A 25,036-nucleotide genomic window follows, 5' to 3' on the forward strand; every position below is an offset into this window, starting at 1 on the left:
TATTTTATTCCTGTATTATTTATTCTGCTCAAGATAATCCTTTACCGCTGTTTCATACAGGTTGTGTCCCTCTGAATCTATAACCACAATAGCTGGGAAATTCTCCACTGTCATCTTCCTTATAGCCTCTGTTCCGAGATCATCGTACGCGATCACCTCGGATTTCTTGATACATTTGGAGAGAAGCGCTCCTGCACCGCCAACGGCTGCCAGATACACAGCCTTGTTGTCTATTATTGCCTGTATAACCTCCTGGCTTCTCTTTCCCTTTCCTATCATTCCACACAGACCCTTGCTGAGAATGAGTGGAGTGTATTTGTCCATTCTGCTGCTGGTTGTCGGTCCCGCCGAGCCTATGACCTGTCCAGGTTTTGCCGGTGTCGGTCCGAGATAATATATCACATTGCCGTTAAGGTCTATAGGAACTATGCCCTTCTCGTATAACTCAGTTCCACTGGCGTCCACGCATCCTGATTCCATGATGGCATCATACATTCTCTTGTGTGCGGCATCCCTGGCACTGTACACTATTCCATCTATATATACATAATCCCCTGCCTTGAGGGTCTTTACCTCTTCTCTGTCAAATGGTGCCTTTATATGTCTATCCATGATGAACCTAACCTCCTCCTATAATACTCTCGTAACGTGTCTGTTCACATGACAGCACATATTAACTGCCAATGGCATTCCGGCTATGTGAGTGGCATATGTCTCTATGTTCACAGCCAGTGCCGTGGTCTTTCCTCCAAGACCGCCAGGTCCTATTCCAGTGTTGTTGATCATCTCCAGAAGCTCACTCTCTATCCTTGCTATATGCTCTCTGTCTGAGTGAACTCCTACCTTTCTTGTAAGAGCCCTCTTTGCAAGCTTCGCAGCAAGCTCAAAGTCTCCTCCAAGACCCACACCTACGAATACGGGAGGACATGCATTTGGTCCGGCATCCTTTACAGCCTGAAGAACAGCAGCCTTCACGCCCTCTTCTCCATCTGCCGGCTTGAGCATGTACACCTTGCTCATATTCTCGCTTCCAAATCCCTTTGGAGCTATAGTTATCTCTATTTTATCTCCCGGAACTATATCATAATGTATAATCGCCGGGGTATTATCCTTTGTATTTTCTCTGATAAGAGGATCCTTTACCACTGATTTTCTCAGGTATCCGTCAGTGTATCCCTGTCTCACACCTTCGTTTATGGCATCAGTTATGTTCATTCCTTCTATATGTACATCCTGTCCAACATTCACAAAGAAAACAGCCATTCCCGTATCCTGACAGATAGGAATATCATTCTCCTTTGCTATATCCAGATTCTCACACAACTGTCCAAGTATCTGCTTTCCGAGTGGACTGTCCTCAGATTCTACTGAATCCCTGACCGCCTTCTCCATATCCTCAGACAGATTTACATTTGCTTCGATGCACATCTCCCTTACATTTCTGGTAATCTCTTCTGCTGCAATAACTCTCATCTCTTCACCGCCATTTTATAAATTTGTTTTAATCATCCAGGAACGTATCATCGTTCTTTTTGTAGTTTGGATCTCTCCTGTTCATGATGAATTTGTATATGTATAACACCACTGTAAATATCGCAACAACTATGATCATCGCCGCCAATATATATATGATGTTCATTATACTGTAAGAAAGTTCAGACGCCTTCTCGGAACTCTGGAATATCTTGTCCAGTTTTCCTTCCGTTGTTGCCTCTGTAACTGTAGATGCAGCCGTTGTAGCTGCCGATGCCACCACCTGTATCACATTCGCCGTCATGCCTTTTACCCCCAATAATTTTGTTGTATTTTCCCATAATTCCAATCTCTTTATAATAACCTTCAAAATCCTGCGTTCAGGATTATTTTCTCCCAATGTGTAATCCAAGATAAGTATATCATAACGGCTATTTGCACACAATCTGTAAACATCCATGGACATAAAAAAAGATGTACTGTCTTGCATATTACAACACAGTACATCTATCTTTATTTGTGATTATAATTACTCCTCTGAATTACTCTCGGCATCATTCTCCGTATCGTTCTCTACATTCTCTGATACTTCATTTTCTGCTGATTCTGGATTCTCTGAGTCCTCTGCCTCTTCATCTTCATCACTTCTTGCAAGCTTTGCAACAGATGCCACAAATGTGTTGCCATCCTTGCCGATATTCATAAGCTTGACACCTGAGGTTATTCTTCCTATTACAGTTATATCTGAACAATGCATTCTGATCATGATTCCCTCATTGGTCATCATCATAATGTCATGGTCATTTGTCACGGCCTTTGCGCTGACGATGTCACCGGTCTTCTCGGTTATCCTGTAACATTTGACACCCTTACCGCCTCTCATCTGAGGGGCAAATTCTGACAGTTCAGTTCTCTTACCCATACCCTTTGTGGTTACGAAGAGCATCTCGTCGCCCTGAACATCAAGCTGCATTGCTATAACTTCATCGCCCTTGTCGCATCTTATTCCACGTACACCCATGGATGTACGTCCTGTATCACGGACACATTCCTCATTGAATCTGATACACATACCCTTGGCAGTTACAAGAAATACATCATTCTCACCGCTCGTTGCCTTAACCTCTATGAGTTCATCTCCCTCATTCAGTGTTATGGCTGCCAGACCGGTCTTTCTTATATTCTCAAATGCCTCTATCTTGGTCTTCTTTACAATACCATTCTTTGTAGCCATCATGAGATACTTCTTGTCAAATCCGGCTATAGGGATTATGGCTGTTACCTTCTCACCAGGAAGAAGCTGAAGAAGGTTGACTATCGCAACACCCCTTGCATTACGTCCCGACTCAGGTATCTCGTATCCCTTCATTCTGTATACTCTTCCCATATTGGTGAAGAACATTATGAAGTTGTGGGTATTAGTAAGGAATATCTCATCGATTATATCGTTGTCGATGGTGTTCATTCCCTTGATACCCTTGCCGCCTCTGTTCTGTACCTTGAAGGTATCCTTTGGCATTCTCTTGATATATCCGAGCTTTGTCATGGAGATAACTATCTCTTCTCTCTTGATAAGCTCTTCATCTGTTATATCATCTGAATATGCAGTTATGGATGTTCTTCTCTCATCACCGTACTTGTCAGCTATCGCTGCAAGCTCAGTCTTGATAACTCCAAGAAGCTTATTCTCATCTGCAAGTATCTCCTTGTACTCAGCTATCTTCGCAATAAGCTCATTGTACTCGTTCTCGATCTTCTCTCTTTCCAGACCTGTCAGAGCACGGAGTCTCATATCAACGATTGCTCCGGCCTGTGCCTCGGAAAGTCCAAATCTTTCGATCAGCTTTGCCTTAGCCTCTCCAACATTCTTTGAATTTCTGATGATCGTGATGACCTCATCTATGTTGTCCAGTGCTATGAGATAACCCTGTAATATGTGGGCTCTCTCCTCAGCCTTGTTCAGATCATACTTTGTTCTTCTTGTGACAACATCCTCCTGATGCTTCAGGTAGTATGTGAGCATGTCCTTGATGTTGAGTATCTTAGGTACTCCATCCACCAGAGCCAGCATGATACATCCAAATGTATCCTGGAGCTGTGTGTGTTTGAAGAGCTGGTTGAGTATTACGTTGGCATTGACATCCTTTCTAAGCTCAATGACAACTCTCATTCCCTCTCTTGAAGACTCATCTCTTATATCTGTGATTCCATCGATTCTCTTGTTCTTGACAAGATCGACCATATTCTTTATAAGAAGTGATTTATTTACCATATATGGTAGTTCGGTTACAACAATACGGTGCTTTCCGTTGTTCATTGTTTCGATTTCTGTGATTGCACGTACTTTTATCTTGCCTCGACCTGTTCTATATGCATCGTTTATTCCCTGTCTGCCCAGTATCTGTGCGCCTGTAGGAAAATCCGGACCCTTTACTATGTCCATGATCTCATCTATCTCTGTCTCACGTCCTTCTTCCACTCTGTTATCGATGATCTTTATGGCTGCATTGATAGTTTCCTTTAAATTATGTGGTGGAATATTGGTAGCCATACCTACTGCGATACCTGATGTACCATTTACCAATAGGTTGGGATAACGTGATGGTAGTACCACAGGTTCTTTCTCTGTACCATCAAAGTTAGGTGTGAAATCAACTGTATCTTTGTTTATATCTGCCATCATCTCCATGGATATCTTGGAAAGTCTTGCCTCTGTATATCGCATGGCAGCGGCATGGTCACCGTCGACCGATCCAAAGTTTCCATGTCCATCCACAAGTGGATATCTGGTATTCCACTCCTGAGCCAGCTTTACAAGTGCCTCGTATATTGAACTGTCTCCATGTGGATGATATTTACCCATTGTATCACCGACGATACGGGCACATTTACGGTGTGGCTTATCAGGTCCATTGTTAAGTTCTATCATAGAATGAAGTATTCTTCGCTGAACAGGTTTAAGACCATCTCTTACATCAGGAAGAGCTCTGGCAGCGATAACGCTCATGGCATAATCTATATATGAACGCTCCATTGTTTTTTTCAGACCAACTTCATCTATTTTATCAAAAATCTTATCGTCATCCATTTTTTGATTTCCTTTCTCTCGATATTGGTTATGTTCTATCACATTTATTTAATCAATATACTATATATCGAGATTCTTTACATACTTGGCATTTGTCTCTATAAACTCACGACGTGGTTCAACCTTATCTCCCATGAGTACATTGAATGTCATATCGATTTCTGACTCATCGTCATCATCAATTGCCACTCTGAGAAGAATTCGTTTTTCTGGATCCATGGTTGTCTCCCAGAGCTGTTCTGCATCCATCTCTCCAAGTCCCTTGTATCGCTGTATCTTGTTGTTCTGATCTCTTCCGACTTCATCAAGTATACTGTTCAGCTCATCATCACTGTACGCATACCATACCTTCTTGTTCTTCTCCAGCTTGTAAAGTGGTGGCTGTGCCAGATATACATGTCCCTTTCTAATAAGATCAGGCATGAATCTGTAGAAGAATGTGAGGAGAAGAGTTGCTATATGAGCTCCATCCACATCGGCATCGGTCATGATGATGATCTTGTTATATCTAAGCTTCTCTATATTGAAGTTCTCATGGATACCTGTTCCAAATGCGGTGATCATGGCTTTGATCTCTTCATTTCCAAGGATTCTGTCTATTCTTGCCTTCTCAACATTAAGGATCTTACCTCTGAGTGGAAGTATGGCCTGTGTTGCTCTTGATCTCGCTGTCTTAGCTGAACCACCGGCGGAATCTCCCTCGACTATGTAGATCTCACAGTTCTTTGGATCCTTGTCTGAACAATCCGCAAGCTTTCCAGGAAGTGCCATGTTGTCTGAAAGATTTGCCTTTCTTGCAACATCCCTTGCCTTTCTTGCAGCTATTCTGGCTCTCTGTGCAACAGCCGCTTTATTCACAATTATCTTAGCAATCTGCGGATTCTGCTCAAGATAATATGTAAGCTGCTCAGTTACAACACTCTCAACTGCAGGTCTTGCCTCTGAATTACCAAGCTTCTGCTTTGTCTGACCCTCGAACTGAGGATCACTTATCTTGATAGATACAATGGCTGCAAGTCCCTCTCTCAGATCATCACCCGAGAGATTGTCATCCTTCTCCTTGATAATATTATTCTTTCTTGCATAATCATTGAACACCTTTGTTATGGCTGACTTAAATCCTGTCAGATGTGTTCCACCCTCAGGTGTGTTGATGTTATTTACAAAGCTGTATGTGGATTCATTGTATGAATCATTGTGCTGAAGTGCCACCTCAACACTTATTCCATCTCTGACTCCCTCACAGTAGATTACCTCATTGTACAGAGGATCTCTGTGTCTGTTCAGATATGTTACAAACTCCTTTATACCACCCTCATAGTGGAATGATCTTACCTTCTCAGGAATAAGTCTCTTATCTGTAAGACTTATCTTCAGGCCCTTTGTAAGGAATGCCATCTCACGAAGTCTGTTTCTCAGTATATCGTAATCGTATATGTTATCTTCAAATATTGTATGATCCGGCAGGAATGTAACCTTTGTTCCTGATACTCCCTCAGGTGCTTCACCTATAACCTGAAGCTTGTACATAACCTTGCCCTTCTCATATCTCTGCTTGTACACCTTGCCATCTCTGGTAATCTCGACTTCAAGCCATGTTGAAAGTGCATTTACAACTGATGCTCCAACACCGTGAAGTCCTCCGGATACCTTATATCCTCCACCGCCGAACTTTCCGCCGGCATGAAGTATGGTAAATACCACCTCAACAGCAGGTATTCCCTGCTTTTTATGTATTCCAACAGGAATTCCTCGTCCATCATCCACTACGGTGATGGAGTTATCCTCATTTATATACACCTGAATGTGGGTACAATATCCTGCCAGAGCCTCATCTACAGAATTATCAACTATCTCGTATACAAGATGGTGAAGTCCAGTGGAGGATGTACTTCCTATGTACATACCAGGTCTCTTTCTGACTGCTTCCAGTCCCTCCAGAACCTGTATCTGTTCAGCTCCATAATTATCATTTTCCATTGTCATGCTTCCTCCGTTCTTACTCTGGTGGCCGTTCCCTCTACCACTCTATAAACATTGTTGATTATTACCTGCTCTTTAACAAAATCATCATATCCCGTACAGGTTATGATAGTCTGTATATCTTTTATCTCTTCTATCAATGCATCACGTCTGCTGGTGTCCAGCTCGCTCATGACATCGTCCAGAAGCAATATCGGATTATCATTGATTATCCTTTTTACAAGTTTTATCTCCGCCATCTTGAGTGACAGGGCAACTGTTCTCTGCTGTCCCTGTGAACCATATTTTCTAGCGTCTATTCCATTTATGAGAAAACTTATATCATCTCTGTGTGGACCAGATTGTGTACTTGAATATCTGATATCCATCTCAGTCTTTTCCTGAAGTGTCTCATCGAATTTATCTTCATCGACATTGCACTCATACACTATCTCTAGCTTTTCCTTGCCCGATGTGAGATGACTGTGGATCTCCCCAATTATCTCATTCATCATGTCGATAAAATTTCTTCTCTCTTTTATTATCCTCGACCCATAGTCCACAAGCTGCATATTCCACACATCCAGTGTATCTATGAGACTTCTGTTATGATAAATCTGCTTTAACAGATTATTTCGCTGATTGAGTATCCTGTTATATGATGCCAGATTCTGATAATACAATCTGCTTATCTGACACAATTCAAGATCCATGAACCTTCTCCTCTCGGCTGGTCCATTTTTAATGATAGTCAGATCTTCAGGTGAAAAGAATATGACATTGAGAAGACCATATAATTCCGTGGCCCTCCTTATGGGTATGCCATCGATCGCCACTCCCTTATTTTTGCTCTTTCGAAGATGCATATCTATCTTGTGCGATATGTCTTTCTTGTTGACAAATAATCTTATATGGCTCTCATCTTCACCTATCTTTATGATATCTTTATCCTGCGTATTTTTTCTGTGTGACTTCGTAGTCGCTGCCATGTATATGGATTCAAGTATATTTGTCTTGCCCTGGGCGTTATCGCCGTACAGGATATTCGTATTTTTTCCAAATTCTACTTTCACATTACTGTAATTTCTGTAATTACTCAGCTCTATCGACTCTATATACATAACCTTCACCATCTGCAAGATGGCGACCACAATTATTTCTGAATACTTATCTTATCACCATCAAATTCTACTTCATCACCATCATAAAGCTTTCTTCCACGTCTGGTCTCTATCTCACCGTTAACCACAACCAGTCCCTGAACTATGACCTCCTTTGCGTCAACTCCTGACTCCACCAGACCGGCAGCCTTAAGCGCCTGTCCAAGCTTTATGAACTCATCTCTTAACTTGATTATCTCCATATTCTCACCCCTTCTTACTCTTCGTTGATTCCCATAGGAAGGATAAGGTAGATATATGTCTCTGCATCATCCTTGATAACACATGGAGATTTTGTATTGTTGAAATAAATAGTTACATTCTCATCGTCAATTACTCTGAGTGCATCTATTATAAGCTTTGGATTAAATCCAATGACAAGATTGTTACCTTCCTTCTCGATATCTATCTCCTCATTCAGAGAACCGATGAGAGAACTGATCTTGAGACCGAGCGTTCTGTCATCAATGCTGAGTCTGATAGGCTTCTTGTCTGAATCCTTTATAAGAAGAGTTGCTCTGTCCAAACTGTCAAGAAACTCTCTCTTGTTTATCTTCATCTTGATCTGATAATCAACTGAGAGCATATGGCTTATTCTGAAATACTCGCCCTCTATCAGTCTTGAAACAACCTTTGTATTGTCAAACTCAAATAATATATTGTTGTCCGTGAAATAAATATTTACAGGATCATCAACTCCACCGTTCATGATCTTACTTATGTCGCTGAGGGATTTTCCTGGAACTACAACCTTAATGTCTGAATTATCTCCCTTGAGCTCTATATATCTGATGGATATTCTGTGTCCATCCAGAGAAACCACGCTGAGCTTATTGTTTGATACCTCAAATAACTCACCGGTCATAAGCTTATTGTTCTCATTATCTGATATAGAGAATATTGTCTGATTGATAACCTCTCTCAGCGCAAACTGAGATATGGTTATGAACTTATCCTTTGATACAACAGGAAGATTGGAGAAATCCTCTCCTGACTTTCCAGGTATGTTGAACTCAAGTCTCTCACACTTGATAAGTGTCTTGCTGTCCTTATCACTCTCTATAGTTATGTCGCTGTCAGGAAGCTTTCTTATGAAATCTGAGAAAAGCTTTGCCTCGAGTGCAACCTTTCCGTCCTCTATAACAGTACCGTCAACATAACTTTCTATTCCTATCTCCATGTCATTAGCTGTGAGCTTAATAACACCGCCTGCAGCTTCAACCAGGATACAAGACAGTATCGGATGGGTCGTCTTGTTGGAGACAGCCTTTGATACGATATTTATACCCTGAAGTAAGTTAGATTTTCTTATGGAAATTTTCATTTTAAGTGTGATCTCCTTTCATGTCCAAATATAATGATCATCAAAATATGATATGTGTGTATAACTTCAAATAACAACAAACAGTGCGAGCGCTTAACTATAAATATATTAAGATAATTAGTAGTATCAGTAGTAGTGCTTTTGATAATGTTGAAAGTGTATCAAGCCCTTACAAATCAAGGCTTAGAGAATTATGTGTCCATGTTACTAATCAATTTTAACCTGTTCATAAACTGACCATTTACCAACATGGCAAAATCCTGTTCATCAGGAGTAAGAACAATTCTCAAACACATAACAACATGTAACAAACATCAAATAACAATATACAATCAAGTTATGTTTGTAAGGTTATAAACAAATAAGTGAGTTTATAAGATAAAAATGTGGATAACTTGCTATTTTTGTGGATTAAGCTTCTTGATTATGACGTCAACCATCTCAGCAAATTCCGGATCCTTCTCAATCTTATCTTCAACCTTCTGTATATTGCTGTGCACGGTGGAGTGATCCTTTCCTCCAAATGCATCTCCTATACTCTTCAGACCCTTGTCCGTGTACTTTCTGCACAGGTACATGGATATCTGACGGGCAGTGGCTATATCCTGGCTTCTCTTCGTGGATACAATGTCACTGACTGATATATTAGTATGTTCTGAAACCGTGTTGATAATGAGCTCAGGTGTTATGGTAACCTTGGAATCCTTGGATATGAAATCCTTGAGGACGTTCTTGGCAAGTTCCTCAGTGATCTTGATATCTCCGAGCTCTGAATATACGCTGAGCTTGTTGAGCGCACCCTCAAGCTCACGTACGTTGTAGGTTATATTGTTGGCAATATACTCAAATATCTCTTCGCTGATGATATCGGTAAGTCCCTTTATCTCAGCCTTGTTCTTGAGGATAGCCATACGTGTCTCATAATCAGGAGCGTGGATGTCGATAGGAACACCCCACTCAAATCTTGATCTGAATCTCTCATCCAGAGTCTTGATCTCCTTTGGTGGCTTATCCGACGACAGGATTATCTGCTTACCTTCGTCATGAAGAGCGTTGAAGGTGTCAAAGAATTCCTGCTGCGTACTTGCCTTACCAATCAGGTACTGGATATCATCGATCAGAAGAACATCCACTGTTCTGTATTTGTTTCTGAATTCTTCAGTTTTATTCTTGGAGATTGCTTCTATGATCTCATTCGTGAATTTGTTCGATGGCACATAGAGAACCTTCATATTACTATTGTGCTGGAGTATATAGTGGGCTATGGACTGCATAAGATGAGTCTTGCCCAGTCCTGATCCTCCATACAGGAAAAGTGGATTGAACTTGTCCTGTCCAGGTGAATCGGCAACTGCCAGACATGTTGCGTGAGCGTGCTTGTTACTCTCACCAACAATAAAGTTCTCAAATGTGTAGTCAGGTCTGAGATTGCTCTTGGCAATGGCATCGTTGTAGTCCTCTGAATATGTAGGGGACTTTTCATCCTTTCTCATCTGACTCTCGAGTGTGAATATAACCTGAATTGAATCGTCCTGAAAGAGCTCTCTGAGAACTGTTTCAAGATATATATCAAATAATTTTCTCTTGAGAAATTCTACGCCTCTCTGTCCGTAATCCTCGTCCAGAGTGAAATAGACCTTGTTATCCTCAACTGAATATATCTTGAGAGGTTCGATCCATGTATGGATCATGATATGGGAAATTCCATGTTCATTTTCAAGTATATTCAAAATGTCATTCCACTTGGCTAATATTAAGTCCTTCATCGTAAAAAACCTTCCTCAAAAAAATAATTCTTCCTATTATTAATAACACTATTACATTTTATAATAAATGCACCCCTATTTCAAGCATATTAAGGTCAAAAACAAGATAAATTGCCTTTATTTTGATTTTACATGCTTATACGGTTAGGTACACGTATTTGGGGGTAAAATCAAAATAAACGAGAATAAGGGGCAAAAAATGAAAAAGTTAATAAAAAATCTTATTTGTGTATAATCCACATGGAATGTTGATAACTTTGTTACATAAGTTTCATAATAATTATTATTTTCAAACTTATGTAAATATAAAAAAATGACTGTTTTATATTTGTGAACATCACAAACAGCGATAAATACTGGGTTTTTTAGAATTAAACCCACAAAAGTAAAAAGTTATCAACAAGTTACCAACAAATTGTGGATAACATTATGTAAAGCGACTGGTAACAAAAATTAAATGCTTACAAAAATGTGATTAATCTATGAAACCACAACATTTTGTGATTAATATTAATGTATCCACCTAATTAATCCAGAACGATTCGTCACCTTTATCAAATAGTGGCTGAAATCCTTATAAAATATAGGAAAAACGGCAAAAAAGGCTTGACTCACATTACCTATTTATTTATAATAGGCAAGTAAATTTGTAAAGAAGGAGGTGTTTTGTAATGAAGATGACATTCCAGCCTAAGAAGAGACAGAGATCTAAGGTTCATGGCTTTAGAAAGAGAATGAGTACTGCTAATGGCAGAAAGGTACTGGCCGCTAGAAGAGCTAAGGGAAGAAAGAAATTATCAGCGTAAGGTCACATGGTTGTGACCTTTTTTTATAGGGTCACAGCGACAGTTTTTCTAATAATCAAAGTTTCGGTGGTTACACAATGAGTAAGATGATTACATTAAAAAACAGCAGAGAGTTTGGCAGTGTGTACAGCACAAAGAATTCGGTAGCCAATAAATATTTAGTTATGTATCTGAGAAGCAACGGCTTGGATTACAACAGACTCGGAATCTCTGTTAGTAAGAAAGTTGGTAACAGTGTGGTAAGACACAGGGTAACCAGATTGATTAGAGAAGCTTACCGATTAAACAGAGCAAATATTGATGTTGGCTATGACATAGTGATAGTAGCCAGACCGTCATCAAAGGACAAGAAATGTCAGGACATTGAGAGTGCTTTGATGCATTTGTGTGGGTTAAAGAAGATAAGCCACATAGGGTAAAAAAATGAAAAAAATATTTATTGGTTTAATCAAATTTTACAGGAAGTATTTGTCACCGCTTAAGGGACATGCTACCTGCAAGTATTTTCCTACTTGTTCGCAGTATGCAATTGAGGCTATCGAAAAGTATGGAGTTTTAAAAGGTGGTCTCCTTGCAGTATGGAGGATACTTAGATGCAATCCTTTTTCAAAAGGAGGATATGATCCAGTTCCATAAAGGAGAAAATTATGTTTCTAACTAGAGAAGATGGTATGATACTCGGACCAGTTTGTTGGGTTCTCGGTAAGATATTCAACTGGATATATATGTTCGTTGGATTTATCGGAAATCATATGGGAATCACATATGTCAATTTAAGCGTGTGTGTTATATTGTTCACATTTGTACTGAGAGGTGCACTGTTCCCATTATATTTCAAACAGCAGAGATCTACCAAGATCATGAGTTTCATCCAGCCTGAAATTGCCAAGGCAACAAAGAAATATAAAGGCAAGACTGATCAGGACTCAATGATGAAGCAGCAGCAGGAAACTCAGAAGATCCAGAAAAAATATGGTGTCAGCATGGCATCAGGATGTCTGACTTCGCTTATACAGCTGCCTATATTCTATGGTCTGTACAGGGTTATCCAGAACATACCTGCGTATGTTCCTTCAATGACCAAGAAGTACAGCGAGATCGTGGACATATTGAGTACAAAGACTGATTATATCAAAGCTATAAGTGATGTAGCCGGAGAGTCAAAGGTCAGCACTGTGACAATGGCTCTTAAGCAGATGGGAGATGATCCTACAAGAAACCAGATCATTGATGTTCTTGACAAGTTTGCCAAGAGCGACTGGGATAAATTGATAAGTAATCTTGATCTTGCAGGCAATGCTACTCTCACAAGCTATGTTGACCAGTTCCACAACATGAATCAGTTCCTGTTTGGACTGAATATTGCAGATGCACCGGGATGGAAGCTTTCAATAGCTTTGGTGGTTCCTATCGTTTCTGCTCTCCTGCAGTTCTTACAGACAAAGATATCCATGAAGTCATCACAGAATAACAACATGGATAGCAATCAGCAGACAGCCAACAACATGATGAAGGGTATGATGTACTACATGCCTATCATGTCACTTATATTCTGTATAACTCTTCCTATAGCTATCGGTCTTTACTGGATAGTTGGTTCTGTTATTATGATAATATCTCAGCTTATAGTTGATGCTTATTATAATCATCAGGACAAGGATGAGCTGCTTGCAAAATGTGCCGAGAAGGCTGCCAAGAAGCAGGCAAAGAAGAAGAACCCTGACAAGAAATCTTTCTATGAGAGAATGATGGATGCTCAGAATGGTAACGTTCCAACAGAGAACAGTCAGTCAGAGAATATAAATAAGATGGCTTCTTCAAGACTTAAGAGTTATGTTAATCCTGCACATTCAGTGAATGTTGACAGTGATGATGTAACCCGCAGAGAAAATGTAAACTATAAACCAGGCAGTATAGGAGCTAAGGCGAATATAATGCTTAAGTACCAGAACAATAGCAACGATAAGGGAGGAAATAAATAATGGAATTCTTAGAATTCAAAGGTAAGACCAAAGATGAAGCCCTTATGCAGGCCAGTGTTGAACTTGGAGTCCCTAGTACAGATCTTGAGTATGAAGTTATCAGCGAAGAGACAAAGGGATTTCTTGGTATAGGTTCAAAGCCTTGTATCATAAAGGCAAGAAAAAAGAAGACATTCCTGGACGATGTTAAGGAGTACCTTGACAGCCTGTTCAAGGCTATGGATATCCAGACAGAGATCCAGATGGATTTTGATGAGGAAGAGAATGTTCTGTCTATCAATCTTGAGGGACCAGAGATGGGAATTTTGATTGGAAAGCGTGGACAGACTCTAGATGCTCTTCAGTATATTATAACACTTGCTATCAATAAGAAGAGCGAGTCACGTATCAGAGTTAAGCTCGATACAGAGAACTACAGAGCAAGAAGAAAAGAGACACTTGAGAATCTTGCCAAGAATATAGCATTCAAGGTTAAGAGATCAAAGAGATCATTTGCTCTTGAGCCAATGAATCCTTATGAGAGAAGAATAATCCATGCTACTCTTCAGAACGACAAGTATGTAGCAACCAGAAGCGAGGGCGAGGAGCCATATCGTAAGGTTATTGTATATCTCAAGAAGAAATAATAGTCACGCTGATGCGTGTAAAGATCATCGCAATATTTTATGGTGACAGGAAAGAGATCATTTGAGAAAATGGTCTCTTTTTTGTTGCAGTTTAGTCTTTTTATATGGAAAATGAATTGGTAATGTTGTACACTACATAGATAGGTTGTTTAATCACGGTGAAAGGAAAAGTGTAAGACAGATATGTTCAAGGAAGATACCATTGCAGCTATAACCACCGGTATGAGTAATGCCGGAGTTGGAATAATAAGGATCAGCGGAGACAGGGCATGTGAGATAACAGACATGTTGTTCCGCGCTGCAAATAAAAACAAAAAAGCGGTAAATATGAAATCTTACACTGCTGCATTTGGTGGTGTGTATGAGGATGACAGAATGATAGATGAGGCTATACTTCTGGTCATGAAGGCTCCCCATACGTACACATGTGAGGATGTGTGTGAACTTCAGTGTCACGGAGGTATAGTAGTTCTCCGAAAGATACTTGATCTGGTAATAAAATGTGGTGCAAGGGCAGCCGAACCTGGAGAATTTACAAAGAGAGCATTCCTCGGTGGAAGGATAGATCTGTCACAGGCAGAATCCGTCATGGATATAATAAATGCAAAGAATGACTTTGCAGCCAGAACGTCTGTGGAGCAGCTTCAGGGAAGACTTAGGGATAAGATCATTGATATGAGAGAACAGATTCTGTACAATGTGGCGTTTATTGAATCTGCTTTGGATGATCCTGAACACTACAGTCTGGATGGTTTTCCACAAAAGTTAGAAATAATTGTGGATAACCTTGTAGATAGTGTGGATAACCTTTTGACAACATTTGACAATGGAAAAGTGTTGTCTGAGGGAATAAATACGGTTATTGTTGGTAAACCGAATGCGGGTAAGTCTTCGCTGATGAATATGTTTGTGGGCGAAGAAAGGGCGATTGTAACAGATATGGCCGGCACAACCAGGGATACGCTCAGTGAAGTGATAAATGTAAGAGGTATAACTCTGAACATAGTTGACACTGCGGGAATAAGAGATACAGATGATGTAGTTGAGAAGATAGGTGTGGATAAGGCATTAGAGTCTGTGGATAAAGCTGATCTTGTGCTCTATGTGGTAGACAGTTCAATTGACCTGGATGAGAACGATCACAGGATCATGTCCAGAATACAGGATAAGAATGTTGTTGTGATACTCAACAAATCTGATCTGGAAAAGAAGATAGACGAATCGAATATTAAGAAATATATAGATGCAGATATAATTCAGTTGTCAGCACTGACCGGTGATGGCAGTGAAGAATTGTATGAGCTTCTGAACAGGATGTTTTTTGAGGGTACACTGACATATAATGATCAGCTTTATATCACTAATACCCGGCACAAAAATGAACTTGTGTGCACCAAAAATGCACTGTTAAAGGTTAAAGAAAGCATAGATATGGGAATGGAGGAAGACTTTTTCTCCATTGATCTCATGGATGCGTATGAACATCTCGGTTTGATAATAGGTGAAACTGCCAGAGATGATCTGGCTGATAAGATATTTAAGGAATTCTGTATGGGAAAATAGATTGCAGGATATAAGGTACTGGAAGGAGGACATTTGTATGCCTGTTTTGAATGAAGAATATGATGTGGTAGTTGTGGGGGCAGGACATGCAGGATGTGAGGCAGCTCTTGCAAGTGCAAGACTTGGTCTGAATACTATTATTTTTACGGTGAGTATGGACAGTGTGGCCATGATGCCATGTAATCCGAATGTAGGAGGAAGCTCTAAGGGACATCTGGTAAGGGAAATAGATGCACTTGGCGGAGAGATGGGCAAGAATATAGACAAGACGTATATTCAGTCAAAGATGCTCAATGCGTCTAAGGGTCCGGCGGTTCACTCTCTTCGTGCCCAGGCAGACAAGGCAAATTATTCCAGAACCATGAAGCACACCCTTGAGAATACGGATAATCTCACATTGAGACAGGCAGAGGTGTCGGAAATTATTATCGAGGATAATGTGGTTAAGGGTGTAAAGACATATTCGGGAGCAACTTATTTTGCAAAGGCTGTGGTTCTGTGTACAGGAACATACCTCAAGGCGAGATGTATATACGGAGATGTCGTATATCACACCGGACCTAATGGACTTATGGCAGCTAATTATTTGTCAGATTCCATGAAGAATGCAGGGATAGAGATAAGAAGATTTAAGACGGGAACCCCTGCCAGACTGGATAAAAGAACGATAGATTTTTCTCAGATGGAGGAACAGAAGGGCGATGAGAAGATAGTTCCATTCTCATTTACAAATACTGAGGCGGATATAAGACGTGATCAAATATCATGCTGGCTCTGTTACACAAATGAGAAGACACATGAGATAATCAGAGATAATATAGACAGATCACCTCTGTTTTCAGGCGTGATCGAGGGTACAGGACCAAGATACTGCCCTTCCATTGAGGATAAGGTTACGAAATTCCCTGATAAGACCAGACATCAGATATTTATTGAGCCTGAGGGTGAATATACGAATGAGATGTATATGGGTGGAATGAGCAGCTCTCTTCCTGAGGACGTTCAGTATGAGATGATACACAGCATGAAGGGACTGGAGAATGCAAAGATAATAAGGAATGCTTATGCCATCGAGTATGATTGTATAAATGCCATTAACTTAAAACCTTCTCTGGAGTTTAAGAGTGTATCAGGACTTTTTGGTGCCGGCCAGATAAATGGAAGTTCAGGATATGAGGAGGCTGCAGCCCAGGGTATAATGGCAGGAATCAATGCTGCCAGAAAAGTACAGGGCAAAGAAGCGGTGGTTCTTGACAGATCACAGGCATATATAGGAGTTCTTATAGATGATCTTGTCACAAAAGAGACATCGGAGCCATACAGAATGATGACATCCAGAGCTGAGTACAGACTTCTTCTCAGACAGGATAACGCTGATCTGAGACTCACGGAGATCGGACATGAGATCGGTCTTATAGATGACAAGAGATATGCTGCATTTACAAAGAAGAGACAACAGATAATGGATGAGATACAGAGACTTGAGAGCACCATGGTTGGAGCAAATTCAACCATACAGAAGTTCCTTGAGAATCTTGGAAGTACAGGACTTAAGACTGCTGCATCTCTTGCAGAACTTATAAGAAGACCGGAACTGTCATATGAGGCGATTGATCCAATAGATGAGGGAAGAACCAAACTTCCGGATGATGTTATAGAACAGATAAATATAACCATAAAATATCAGGGATATATAGACAGACAGAATCAGCAGGTAAATCAGTTTAAGAAGCTGGAGAAGAAAAAGCTGCCGGCAGATATTGACTATAATGATATATCAAATCTCAGAATCGAGGCCAGACAGAAGCTGTCTCTCATCAGACCTGAAAATATTGGACAGGCGTCAAGAATATCAGGAGTTTCTCCGGCTGATATATCAGTATTGCTGGTGTATCTCAAGATGAAGGGTAGAGACTAAACTGGTATAGAAGTTATTCAGAATAATTTGTTGAAGGAGAACAATATGGACAGATTAAATTCCATAACAAAACAGTTTGGTCTGGAATTGAGTGATAAGCAGATAGAACAATTTTCAAAATATTATGATATTCTGGTTGAGTGGAATAAGGTAATGAATCTTACAGCCATAACTGAAAAGGAAGATGTAATAATAAAGCATTTTGCTGACAGTCTGCTTCTTTCAAAGTATAAAGATCTTCATGAGAATATTGACGTTATAGATGTTGGTACAGGTGCAGGATTTCCGGGAATTCCTCTGAAGATTGCTTTTCCAGAGCTGAATATAACACTTATGGATTCGTTGAATAAGAGATTAAAGTTCCTCGATGAAGTTATAGATGAACTTGGACTGCAGGATATCCACACTGTTCATTCAAGAGCAGAGGATGGAGGCAGAGATGAGATGCATAGAGAAAAATATGATCTGGCTGTATCCAGGGCAGTTGCCAATCTTGCAACTCTGTCGGAATGGTGTATTCCATTTGTCAAGCCGGGTGGATATTTTGTATCTTATAAGTCAAATGCTTTGCCGGAAGAGATGCGGGATGGAAAGAAAGCAATCAGGATTCTTGGGGGACAGGTCGAGAACATATTTAATACGAATATACCGGAGACCAATAACCAGAGAAGCTTTGTGTTTGTAAAGAAGATTGCAAATACAGACAACAAGTACCCGAGAAAAGCGGGAGCTGCTAAAAAGCCAATAGCATAAAAAAATAAAACAGCCTCAAATGGCTGTTTTATTTTTTAGTTTGAAGATTTCATATGTCTTTTTTCTTTTCTTTTTTCACGAATATCTTCCTGTTTTTGTTTAATTGCCTCTATACCCTGTTTGTCGATAGGTTTTATTGTCTTGTGAACATAATAGTTATTGTTTACAGATTTGAATTTTATCTTGCCACAAAAATAACCATGCATCCAGCATTTTCCAACACACATGTACGATGATGGACTATTTGCAAACCAGTCAATATGTGTCTTGACCTTCTTGCTGCATTTGTAACAACGAATCTGAGTTACTTTTTCATCATCCAGTGCTGCATGTTTATTTCTGAAACCCCTTGAGATATATTCGTACTGGTTATTATGAGATACTTCAATCTCTTCTTCTTTATTCTTAGGTGTTATATAGAGATCAAAGCTGTAAAGCTGATTTATATTCTTGGCTTTCATCTCTTTCATAACAAGTGCGGTGTATCTTGCATCGTTGAGAGCTGTGTGAAATGGTTCATTTTCCGGAATATTCATCTCACTGACCGCTTTTTCAAGTTTACTCATACTCTGAGGTATTCCTGAGGTATTCGTAACGCTTGCATATATACTTTGGAGATTCAGAAACTTAAGTGGCCTAGGAAGCTTGTCCATATAATAAAAGTCCATATTAGTCTGAAGCTCTGTGAGGTCCATAGGTCCCCATGTGCAGAATATGTAATCTTTTCCACACCAGTCAAGAAATTCTGAACAGACTTCCTTGAATCCTCTTCCGAGACTCAGGTCATCCTCATCATAGTTCAGAATTGTTCTGATCTTTGAATGTAATTTCTTATAAATTTTTGGTTTGATAAGACTTGAGTATTCGTCAATGATGTTGAGATTCTTATCTACCTTAACGGCACCAATCTCTATAATTTCAAAAGGCATACGTGGATGTTCACCCATATGCCCATTGTAGCTTTGATTCCATTCAAGATCCATAACAATATAATTCATAGTCATGTCCCTTTAGAAAATTTATTAGTGAAAAATAGTGCACCTGACGGGATTCGAACCCACGACCTTCCGCTTAGGAGGCGGACGCTCTATCCTGCTGAGCTACAGATGCACATCAATTATAAGTGTAACATTTATAGAGTTTATAGTCAAGGATTAACTATATGCCCCTGAAGCCACACATCACCCTTGAATCTTCTTCCCGGAGCAGGTTCACCCAGAAGATGGTTTTTGTTGATCGCTACGGTAAATGTCAGATCATTGCTTTCTACATCAATCAGATATATCGATTCATTTGTATAGCTGTTGGTTGTCTCGATATATGATGTGATAGTTCCTATAACTGCGTAGTGATCAGTCTCAATACCGACAGGCATGAAGCTTGATTTCACTATGGACAGAACATCCTCTTTGTGAGTCCTTCTTCCAATGGTGTTATAGGTGTCCATATCTTCAAGAGTAAGACTTTCTATTGCGTCCGGATCACCCTTCTTTGCAGCCTCGATGAGTTTACTTCTCTTTGCATTGCCGTAGGATGTATTTTTATCACTGTGATCATCCACATCAAGAATGATCATACCATTTACTGACAGACCGGAAAAATACGCCTTTGAAAAGTACTTGTTTGATCTGTTCATCCACAATGATTTTTCATAGTCTGCTATGTTGGTTATGAAGAAAATAAGAGTCATTCCAAGACTGAAATCACTGCTAACACCGGCATATGCTCTCTTGTCAGAATATTTCTCAACGTATATATTTTCGTCATCGGTCAAAAGCTTTGATGTGACGTAAGGAAAATAATACTCAATGGATATTGAGCCATCCTTTGACATTTCACCTACAAGCGATATTCCAAATCTCTCCCCAAAGTCTTTGCTGAATTGTACAAGACAGGTGTCAGCACTTATAGTTGATATAAATTTCCTGTCAGGCGATTCAAGAATCTGCCTGTATATAGGTTCAAGCTGCTGTCTGTTTTTTATGTTAGTAAAGCCTATAGATGGAAGAAAACTATGCATTCCGACACCTCCCTTGTTGTATGTTTTTATTTATATTATTACTTTCCTGTCTTCTCAAGATACTCTTTTCCACCCATGTATGGACGAAGCTTCTCTGGAATTCTGACTCTTCCGTCAGCCTGGAGATTGTTCTCAAGGAAAGCGATAAGCATTCTTGGTGGAGCAACAACTGTATTGTTGAGTGTATGAGCGAGATACTTCTTGCCATCCTCGCCCTTTACTCTGATCTGAAGTCTTCTTGCCTGTGCATCGCCAAGGTTTGAACAGCTTCCAACCTCGAAGTATTTCTTCTGACGAGGTGACCATGCCTCAACATCTACAGACTTAACCTTGAGATCTGCAAGATCTCCAGAACAACACTCAAGTGTTCTTACAGGGATATCCATTGATCTGAAGAGATCAACTGTGTTCTGCCACAGCTTGTCAAACCACATCTTGCTGTCCTCAGGCTTACATACAACGATCATTTCCTGCTTCTCAAACTGATGGATTCTGTATACACCTCTCTCCTCAATTCCGTGAGCACCCTTCTCTTTTCTGAAGCAAGGTGAGTAGCTTGTAAGAGTCTTTGGAAGCTCATCCTCAGGAATGATAGTGTCGATGAACTTACCGATCATTGAGTGCTCTGAAGTTCCGATGAGATACAGATCCTCACCCTCAATCTTATACATCATGGCATCCATCTCAGCAAAGCTCATAACACCTGTGACAACGTTGCTTCTGATCATGAAAGGTGGAATACAATATGTGAATCCTCTGTCTATCATGAAATCTCTTGCGTATGAGATAATAGCAGAGTGAAGTCTTGCTATGTCGCCCATGAGATAGTAGAAGCCGTTTCCTGCAACTTTTCTTGCTGAATCGAGGTCAATTCCTCCAAGTGCCTCCATGATATCTGCATGATAAGGAATCTCAAAGTCAGGAACAACAGGCTCACCATACTTCTGAACCTCTACATTCTCTGAGTCATCCTTTCCTATAGGAACTGATGGATCAATGATGTTAGGAATTATCATCATGATCTTCTTAACCTTCTCCTTGAGCTCAGGCTCTAAAGCTTCAAGCTCCTTGAGTCTTGCTGATGTCTCAGCAACCTGCTTCTTAACTTCCTCAGCCTCTTCCTTATTTCCCTGAGCCATAAGAGCACCGATCTGCTTTGCTATTGCATTCTTGTTTGCTCTGAGTGTATCAGCTTCCTGCTGAGCAGCGCGAGCCTGTTTGTCAAGCTCTATTACTTCATCGACAAGTGGAAGTTTGTCATTCTGGAATTTATTCTTTATATTCTGTTTTACTACGTCTGGGTTTTCTCTTAAGAATTTAATATCAATCATGATATCCTCCTATTAAATATATAAATTTATTTGAAAATATATTATAATAATGTAGCTACATAATATATTTTCATGTTTTTGTTTCTTTTTATTTTCTTGTTTATTTTATAAATCTTGTTCTTATCGTTTTAGCGATTTTACGTTTTATACGCTTTTTTGTTTTATACGCTTTTGTATTTTATATACTTTTGTGCTTTATACGCTTTTCTATTTTATGTGTTTCATACACATTTGTACGTTGCATGTTTTGTATAATATTTTTTTGAAATATGGTTATTTTAGTTTGTTTTCAGCTATTTCATCCTCGAGGGTTTTAGCTCGTTCAATAGCCTCTTTTTCCTCTTCTGACAGTGCAACATATGCTTCACCACCTATGATCTCTTTTGCATAGTTAAAACAGCCTTCTCTGGTATGCATACAGTTGAGTACGACACCATTGTTCTCTGTATCCAGAAGAGCAAGTGCAAAACTTAGATTACCACCCATTCCTTCAAATGCATTATACTTTACAAGACCAATTTTACTGACACATGCTGAAAGATGACTCTGTATTTCCTTATGTTCCTTTGTGAGTCGCTTGGAATTGTTTTTTACAGCATCCATCTCAGCGAATCTTTTCATGATAATATCTTCAAGATCACCTGCCTGAGTTCCGCTCAACAGCCTTTTTATCTGTTTGTTTCTATTTTTAATATTGCCAATCAATATGAATAATAGTACAAACAAGGCTATTATGAGAACCAGCATACCAATTAGTATGTAGGCAGGATCAATACCTATTTTTTGTAATATGGAACTTTCCATTATAATATTGTCCTTCCTTGATTGTGCATATGTATGATGCAGATGGTTACTACATCATTTCTTTATTGATTGAGTAAAGCATCTCTGTTATTCGGTCAAGCTCGTCCTGAGAATAGTAGTTTATCTCAATTTTGCCTTTGTCGTTATTAGATGCCTTGATAGCTATCTTTGCACCTAAAATTGACTTTAATTTGTTCTCTATATCAGAATAGAAGACGGATAAATCCTTTTGAGGCTTCTGTTTTTCCTCTTTTTCCGGCTTTTTCTCCAGAATTGCCTTTACATATGCCTCTGTTTCTCTAACACTGAGCTTCTGATCGTATACAATTGCAGCCGTTTCGTACTGTAATTTAGGATCTTCTATAGGAATAAGTGCTCTGGCATGTCCTGTTGATATCATATTATACATGACCATCTGTCTTACATCCTCGCAAAGCTTCAGAAGTCGGAGAGAATTGGTTATTGTTGATCTGCTTTTTGATACTCTCTCTGCAACTTCTTCCTGCTTGAGATTATATTCCGATATAAGAGCTTCGTAAGCCTCAGCTTCTTCAATTGGATTCAGATCTTCTCTCTGAATATTCTCTATAAGAGAAATCTCCATTATTTCTTTGTCAGTATAATCACGTATAACTACAGGAACTTCCTTTATTCCTGCCATTCTGGCAGCTCTCCAACGTCTTTCACCTGCAATTATCTCATAATAATCGCCTTTTTTAGTGACAATCAGAGGCTCAAGAACACCATATTTCTTAATGGAATCAGATAATTCCTGTAATGCCTCTTCATCAAACTGCTTTCTTGGCTGTGACTTATTTGGCTCAATGAGATTGATCTTAATCTTCTGTTCAACCTCTTTTACAACTTCCTTCACAACCTCTTTGGTAACTGTTTTTACCTCTTTACTTGTGTTTTCAGAGGAGTTTTGCTGATTATTTCTACTTCGGGACGGCTTTGAAGCCTCTGAAGTGCCTAAAAGGTCGTTCAAACCTCTTCCTAAACCTTTTTTCTGTGCCATATTAGCCCTCCATTATCTATAGTAGTCATTTTCTATAACTTCATCTGCCAACATCATATAATGCTCAGCTCCGGCTGATCTTGGATCATACTCAATTATTGGCATTCCGTAACTTGGCGCTTCAGCAAGTCTGACATTTCTTGGTATAACTGTGTTGTATATGTGTTGTTTGAGGTTTTCTTTTACATTTTCAACAACCTGAACTGATAAATTGGTTCTTGAGTCAAACATTGTAAATACAACACCTTCTATAGTAAGAAGTCTGTTCAGATTTTTTCTTATCAGTTCAATAGTGTATACCAACTGTGAGAGACCATCCAGTGCGAAAAATTCACATTGAATAGGTACAAGTACCGTATTTGCTGCTGTAAGAGCATTTACAGTAAGCATTCCAAGTGCAGGAGGACAATCAATGATAACGTAATCAAATTTGTTCTTTACCTTCTTGATATGTGTCTTAAGAATGTGCTGCATATCCTCCATTCCGACAAATTCAACCTCAGCACCTGCCAGTTCTCTGTTGGCAGGAATGAGATTAAGACCAGGATATACGTTTATGAGCATACATTCTCCTATGTTGCACTCATTTCTCAACATATCATAGACTGTGTATTCAAGAGAATCCCTGTCTACACCTAATCCACTTGTCATATTGCCCTGTGGATCCATATCAACGGCCAGAACCTTTTTACCCTTTGCTGCCAGACATGCGGCAAGGTTTATGGCTGTTGTTGTCTTGCCAACGCCACCTTTCTGGTTAGCAATCGCTATAATTCTGCCCATTTTGTCTCCTTTTCATTCAAAAAAAGAATGTTTCACGTGAAACATTGTTGTTTGCTTATTTAATATAGATAAAATATGATGATATTTTATGTTATAAATAGTGCTTGTCTATTATAGCACTTATAAAGTGCTAATTCTACAAAATACAGAAAAAATATGATGTTTAATAAAATGTTTCACGTGAAACATTCTATTATCTAATGAATGGATAATATCGTATACAAAGTGGCAATTAAACTGTGTAAAATCTGATAAATAGTGGGTGCATGTTTTGTATTCGTTATATGGGTAAAGTTTCACGTGAAACATTTTATAATTGAATTAATGGTTAAAAAGGCAAGTAAAGTATTGACTATGCTTGAAAGTTCTGGAAATTCTTTGAAAAATCAGAATAATAGACAAGAAAGTACAATTATTATATGTGGATTACTTAGACATATAAATATTATATGTAATGATGAAAATGTTTCACGTGAAACATGAATATTATCAAATAAATCAGAAAAGTAGTTCATGGAGTGATAATTGAGTTGTAAAATACTTTGTAATAATGTAAATGAATAATAAGGTAGCAGAAACAACAAACAAGATGTAAAAGATTTATAAGTGTAGAAAACAAATGTATGCGATATCTGAAGTTTGAGTTGAAATACGTTTAT

23 protein-coding genes and 1 tRNA gene are annotated in these 25,036 nt (G+C 39.2%); 8 read left to right on the forward strand and 16 right to left on the reverse strand.

Features of this window, described 5'->3' with window-relative positions; genetic code table 11:
* Window positions 1–15: 15 nt before the first annotated feature.
* The 9 genes from OCV54_RS01235 to dnaA form a co-directional block, all read right to left on the reverse strand.
* Window positions 16–612, reverse strand: a complete 597-nt coding sequence (locus tag OCV54_RS01235) for a Fe-S-containing hydro-lyase (RefSeq protein WP_015534435.1) — start codon at window positions 610–612, stop codon at window positions 16–18.
* An 18-nt stretch (window positions 613–630) separates the two neighbouring features.
* Window positions 631–1,473 (reverse strand): fumarate hydratase, encoded by an 843-nt coding sequence (locus OCV54_RS01240; RefSeq protein WP_015534434.1) that lies wholly within the window; start codon window positions 1,471–1,473, stop codon window positions 631–633.
* Between the two features lie 28 nt (window positions 1,474–1,501).
* The gene (locus tag OCV54_RS01245) at window positions 1,502–1,885 is read right to left on the reverse strand and encodes a hypothetical protein (RefSeq protein WP_207641797.1); all 384 of its coding nucleotides are present in this window, start codon (window positions 1,883–1,885) and stop codon (window positions 1,502–1,504) included.
* Window positions 1,886–2,002: 117 nt separating this feature from the next.
* On the reverse strand, window positions 2,003–4,561 hold the full coding sequence (gene gyrA / locus OCV54_RS01250) for a DNA gyrase subunit A (RefSeq protein ID WP_022217380.1): 2,559 nt from the start codon (window positions 4,559–4,561) through the stop codon (window positions 2,003–2,005).
* 60 nt (window positions 4,562–4,621) lie between these two features.
* Entirely contained in the window at window positions 4,622–6,541 is a 1,920-nt protein-coding gene (gene gyrB / locus OCV54_RS01255; RefSeq protein WP_015534431.1) for a DNA topoisomerase (ATP-hydrolyzing) subunit B, read from the reverse strand.
* Between the two features lie 2 nt (window positions 6,542–6,543).
* A complete protein-coding gene (gene recF / locus OCV54_RS01260) occupies window positions 6,544–7,644 on the reverse strand; it encodes a DNA replication/repair protein RecF (RefSeq protein ID WP_055222370.1) in 1,101 nt (366 codons plus the stop codon).
* A 32-nt stretch (window positions 7,645–7,676) separates the two neighbouring features.
* Window positions 7,677–7,886, reverse strand: a complete 210-nt coding sequence (locus OCV54_RS01265) for an RNA-binding S4 domain-containing protein (RefSeq protein WP_015534430.1) — start codon at window positions 7,884–7,886, stop codon at window positions 7,677–7,679.
* Window positions 7,887–7,900: 14 nt separating this feature from the next.
* The gene (gene dnaN / locus OCV54_RS01270) at window positions 7,901–9,007 is read right to left on the reverse strand and encodes a DNA polymerase III subunit beta (RefSeq protein WP_022217382.1); all 1,107 of its coding nucleotides are present in this window, start codon (window positions 9,005–9,007) and stop codon (window positions 7,901–7,903) included.
* 398 nt (window positions 9,008–9,405) lie between these two features.
* Window positions 9,406–10,773, reverse strand: coding sequence for a chromosomal replication initiator protein DnaA (dnaA, locus tag OCV54_RS01275; protein WP_022217383.1), 1,368 nt, complete (start codon window positions 10,771–10,773; stop codon window positions 9,406–9,408).
* A 671-nt stretch (window positions 10,774–11,444) separates the two neighbouring features.
* On the opposite strand from dnaA, the gene rpmH reads away from it, so the two are divergent.
* The 8 genes from rpmH (at window position 11,445) to rsmG (ending at window position 18,421) form a co-directional block, all read left to right on the forward strand.
* The gene (gene rpmH, locus OCV54_RS01280; RefSeq protein ID WP_004852723.1) at window positions 11,445–11,579 is read left to right on the forward strand and encodes a 50S ribosomal protein L34; all 135 of its coding nucleotides are present in this window, start codon (window positions 11,445–11,447) and stop codon (window positions 11,577–11,579) included.
* A gap of 77 nt (window positions 11,580–11,656) precedes the next feature.
* Window positions 11,657–11,998: a ribonuclease P protein component gene (gene rnpA, locus OCV54_RS01285; RefSeq protein WP_022217384.1), complete on the forward strand. Its 342-nt coding sequence runs from the start codon at window positions 11,657–11,659 to the stop codon at window positions 11,996–11,998.
* A 4-nt stretch (window positions 11,999–12,002) separates the two neighbouring features.
* Window positions 12,003–12,215 (forward strand): membrane protein insertion efficiency factor YidD, encoded by a 213-nt coding sequence (yidD, locus tag OCV54_RS01290; RefSeq protein WP_022217385.1) that lies wholly within the window; start codon window positions 12,003–12,005, stop codon window positions 12,213–12,215.
* An 11-nt stretch (window positions 12,216–12,226) separates the two neighbouring features.
* Entirely contained in the window at window positions 12,227–13,561 is a 1,335-nt protein-coding gene (locus OCV54_RS01295) for a YidC/Oxa1 family membrane protein insertase (protein WP_022217386.1), read from the forward strand.
* A complete protein-coding gene (jag, locus tag OCV54_RS01300; protein WP_022217387.1) occupies window positions 13,561–14,187 on the forward strand; it encodes an RNA-binding cell elongation regulator Jag/EloR in 627 nt (208 codons plus the stop codon). The genes OCV54_RS01295 and jag overlap by 1 nt, the downstream gene beginning before the upstream one ends.
* 183 nt (window positions 14,188–14,370) lie before the next feature.
* On the forward strand, window positions 14,371–15,750 hold the full coding sequence (mnmE, locus tag OCV54_RS01305; RefSeq protein WP_022217388.1) for a tRNA uridine-5-carboxymethylaminomethyl(34) synthesis GTPase MnmE: 1,380 nt from the start codon (window positions 14,371–14,373) through the stop codon (window positions 15,748–15,750).
* Window positions 15,751–15,787: 37 nt separating this feature from the next.
* A complete protein-coding gene (mnmG, locus tag OCV54_RS01310; RefSeq protein ID WP_022217389.1) occupies window positions 15,788–17,668 on the forward strand; it encodes a tRNA uridine-5-carboxymethylaminomethyl(34) synthesis enzyme MnmG in 1,881 nt (626 codons plus the stop codon).
* Between the two features lie 45 nt (window positions 17,669–17,713).
* Entirely contained in the window at window positions 17,714–18,421 is a 708-nt protein-coding gene (gene rsmG, locus OCV54_RS01315; protein WP_015534426.1) for a 16S rRNA (guanine(527)-N(7))-methyltransferase RsmG, read from the forward strand.
* Between the two features lie 35 nt (window positions 18,422–18,456).
* On the opposite strand, the gene OCV54_RS01320 is transcribed toward rsmG, so the two are convergent.
* The 7 genes from OCV54_RS01320 to OCV54_RS01350 form a co-directional block, all read right to left on the reverse strand.
* On the reverse strand, window positions 18,457–19,419 hold the full coding sequence (locus OCV54_RS01320) for a 3'-5' exonuclease (protein WP_022217390.1): 963 nt from the start codon (window positions 19,417–19,419) through the stop codon (window positions 18,457–18,459).
* 38 nt (window positions 19,420–19,457) lie between these two features.
* Window positions 19,458–19,531: transfer RNA gene (locus OCV54_RS01325), tRNA-Arg, on the reverse strand.
* 37 nt (window positions 19,532–19,568) lie between these two features.
* The gene (locus OCV54_RS01330; protein WP_015534425.1) at window positions 19,569–20,441 is read right to left on the reverse strand and encodes a DUF3881 family protein; all 873 of its coding nucleotides are present in this window, start codon (window positions 20,439–20,441) and stop codon (window positions 19,569–19,571) included.
* A 38-nt stretch (window positions 20,442–20,479) separates the two neighbouring features.
* Window positions 20,480–21,772 (reverse strand): serine--tRNA ligase, encoded by a 1,293-nt coding sequence (gene serS / locus OCV54_RS01335; protein ID WP_022217391.1) that lies wholly within the window; start codon window positions 21,770–21,772, stop codon window positions 20,480–20,482.
* Between the two features lie 273 nt (window positions 21,773–22,045).
* Window positions 22,046–22,576: a DUF4446 family protein gene (locus tag OCV54_RS01340; protein WP_055222372.1), complete on the reverse strand. Its 531-nt coding sequence runs from the start codon at window positions 22,574–22,576 to the stop codon at window positions 22,046–22,048.
* A gap of 49 nt (window positions 22,577–22,625) precedes the next feature.
* On the reverse strand, window positions 22,626–23,594 hold the full coding sequence (locus OCV54_RS01345) for a ParB/RepB/Spo0J family partition protein (RefSeq protein ID WP_022217393.1): 969 nt from the start codon (window positions 23,592–23,594) through the stop codon (window positions 22,626–22,628).
* 12 nt (window positions 23,595–23,606) lie between these two features.
* Entirely contained in the window at window positions 23,607–24,377 is a 771-nt protein-coding gene (locus tag OCV54_RS01350; protein WP_022217394.1) for a ParA family protein, read from the reverse strand.
* Between the last annotated feature and the right edge of the window lie 659 nt (window positions 24,378–25,036).

The organism is Coprococcus aceti, from assembly GCF_025567285.1.
Taxonomy (GTDB): domain Bacteria; phylum Bacillota; class Clostridia; order Lachnospirales; family Lachnospiraceae; genus Coprococcus; species Coprococcus aceti.

Excerpts from the sequence above, each read along its gene's own strand:
- rpmH (WP_004852723.1), top strand. The coding sequence starts at position 11,445 with ATGAAGATGACATTCCAGCCTAAGAAGAGACAGAGATCTAAGGTTCAT.
- OCV54_RS01350 (WP_022217394.1), bottom strand. The coding sequence starts at position 24,377 with ATGGGCAGAATTATAGCGATTGCTAACCAGAAAGGTGGCGTTGGCAAG.
- OCV54_RS01330 (WP_015534425.1), bottom strand. The coding sequence starts at position 20,441 with ATGCATAGTTTTCTTCCATCTATAGGCTTTACTAACATAAAAAACAGA.
- mnmG (WP_022217389.1), top strand. The coding sequence starts at position 15,788 with ATGCCTGTTTTGAATGAAGAATATGATGTGGTAGTTGTGGGGGCAGGA.
- rnpA (WP_022217384.1), top strand. The coding sequence starts at position 11,657 with ATGAGTAAGATGATTACATTAAAAAACAGCAGAGAGTTTGGCAGTGTG.
- jag (WP_022217387.1), top strand. The coding sequence starts at position 13,561 with ATGGAATTCTTAGAATTCAAAGGTAAGACCAAAGATGAAGCCCTTATG.
- gyrA (WP_022217380.1), bottom strand. The coding sequence starts at position 4,561 with ATGGATGACGATAAGATTTTTGATAAAATAGATGAAGTTGGTCTGAAA.
- OCV54_RS01235 (WP_015534435.1), bottom strand. The coding sequence starts at position 612 with ATGGATAGACATATAAAGGCACCATTTGACAGAGAAGAGGTAAAGACC.
- OCV54_RS01320 (WP_022217390.1), bottom strand. The coding sequence starts at position 19,419 with ATGAATTATATTGTTATGGATCTTGAATGGAATCAAAGCTACAATGGG.
- serS (WP_022217391.1), bottom strand. The coding sequence starts at position 21,772 with ATGATTGATATTAAATTCTTAAGAGAAAACCCAGACGTAGTAAAACAG.
- OCV54_RS01340 (WP_055222372.1), bottom strand. The coding sequence starts at position 22,576 with ATGGAAAGTTCCATATTACAAAAAATAGGTATTGATCCTGCCTACATA.
- OCV54_RS01295 (WP_022217386.1), top strand. The coding sequence starts at position 12,227 with ATGTTTCTAACTAGAGAAGATGGTATGATACTCGGACCAGTTTGTTGG.
- OCV54_RS01265 (WP_015534430.1), bottom strand. The coding sequence starts at position 7,886 with ATGGAGATAATCAAGTTAAGAGATGAGTTCATAAAGCTTGGACAGGCG.
- dnaA (WP_022217383.1), bottom strand. The coding sequence starts at position 10,773 with ATGAAGGACTTAATATTAGCCAAGTGGAATGACATTTTGAATATACTT.
- OCV54_RS01345 (WP_022217393.1), bottom strand. The coding sequence starts at position 23,594 with ATGGCACAGAAAAAAGGTTTAGGAAGAGGTTTGAACGACCTTTTAGGC.
- yidD (WP_022217385.1), top strand. The coding sequence starts at position 12,003 with ATGAAAAAAATATTTATTGGTTTAATCAAATTTTACAGGAAGTATTTG.
- rsmG (WP_015534426.1), top strand. The coding sequence starts at position 17,714 with ATGGACAGATTAAATTCCATAACAAAACAGTTTGGTCTGGAATTGAGT.
- mnmE (WP_022217388.1), top strand. The coding sequence starts at position 14,371 with ATGTTCAAGGAAGATACCATTGCAGCTATAACCACCGGTATGAGTAAT.
- dnaN (WP_022217382.1), bottom strand. The coding sequence starts at position 9,007 with ATGAAAATTTCCATAAGAAAATCTAACTTACTTCAGGGTATAAATATC.
- gyrB (WP_015534431.1), bottom strand. The coding sequence starts at position 6,541 with ATGGAAAATGATAATTATGGAGCTGAACAGATACAGGTTCTGGAGGGA.
- OCV54_RS01240 (WP_015534434.1), bottom strand. The coding sequence starts at position 1,473 with ATGAGAGTTATTGCAGCAGAAGAGATTACCAGAAATGTAAGGGAGATG.
- recF (WP_055222370.1), bottom strand. The coding sequence starts at position 7,644 with ATGTATATAGAGTCGATAGAGCTGAGTAATTACAGAAATTACAGTAAT.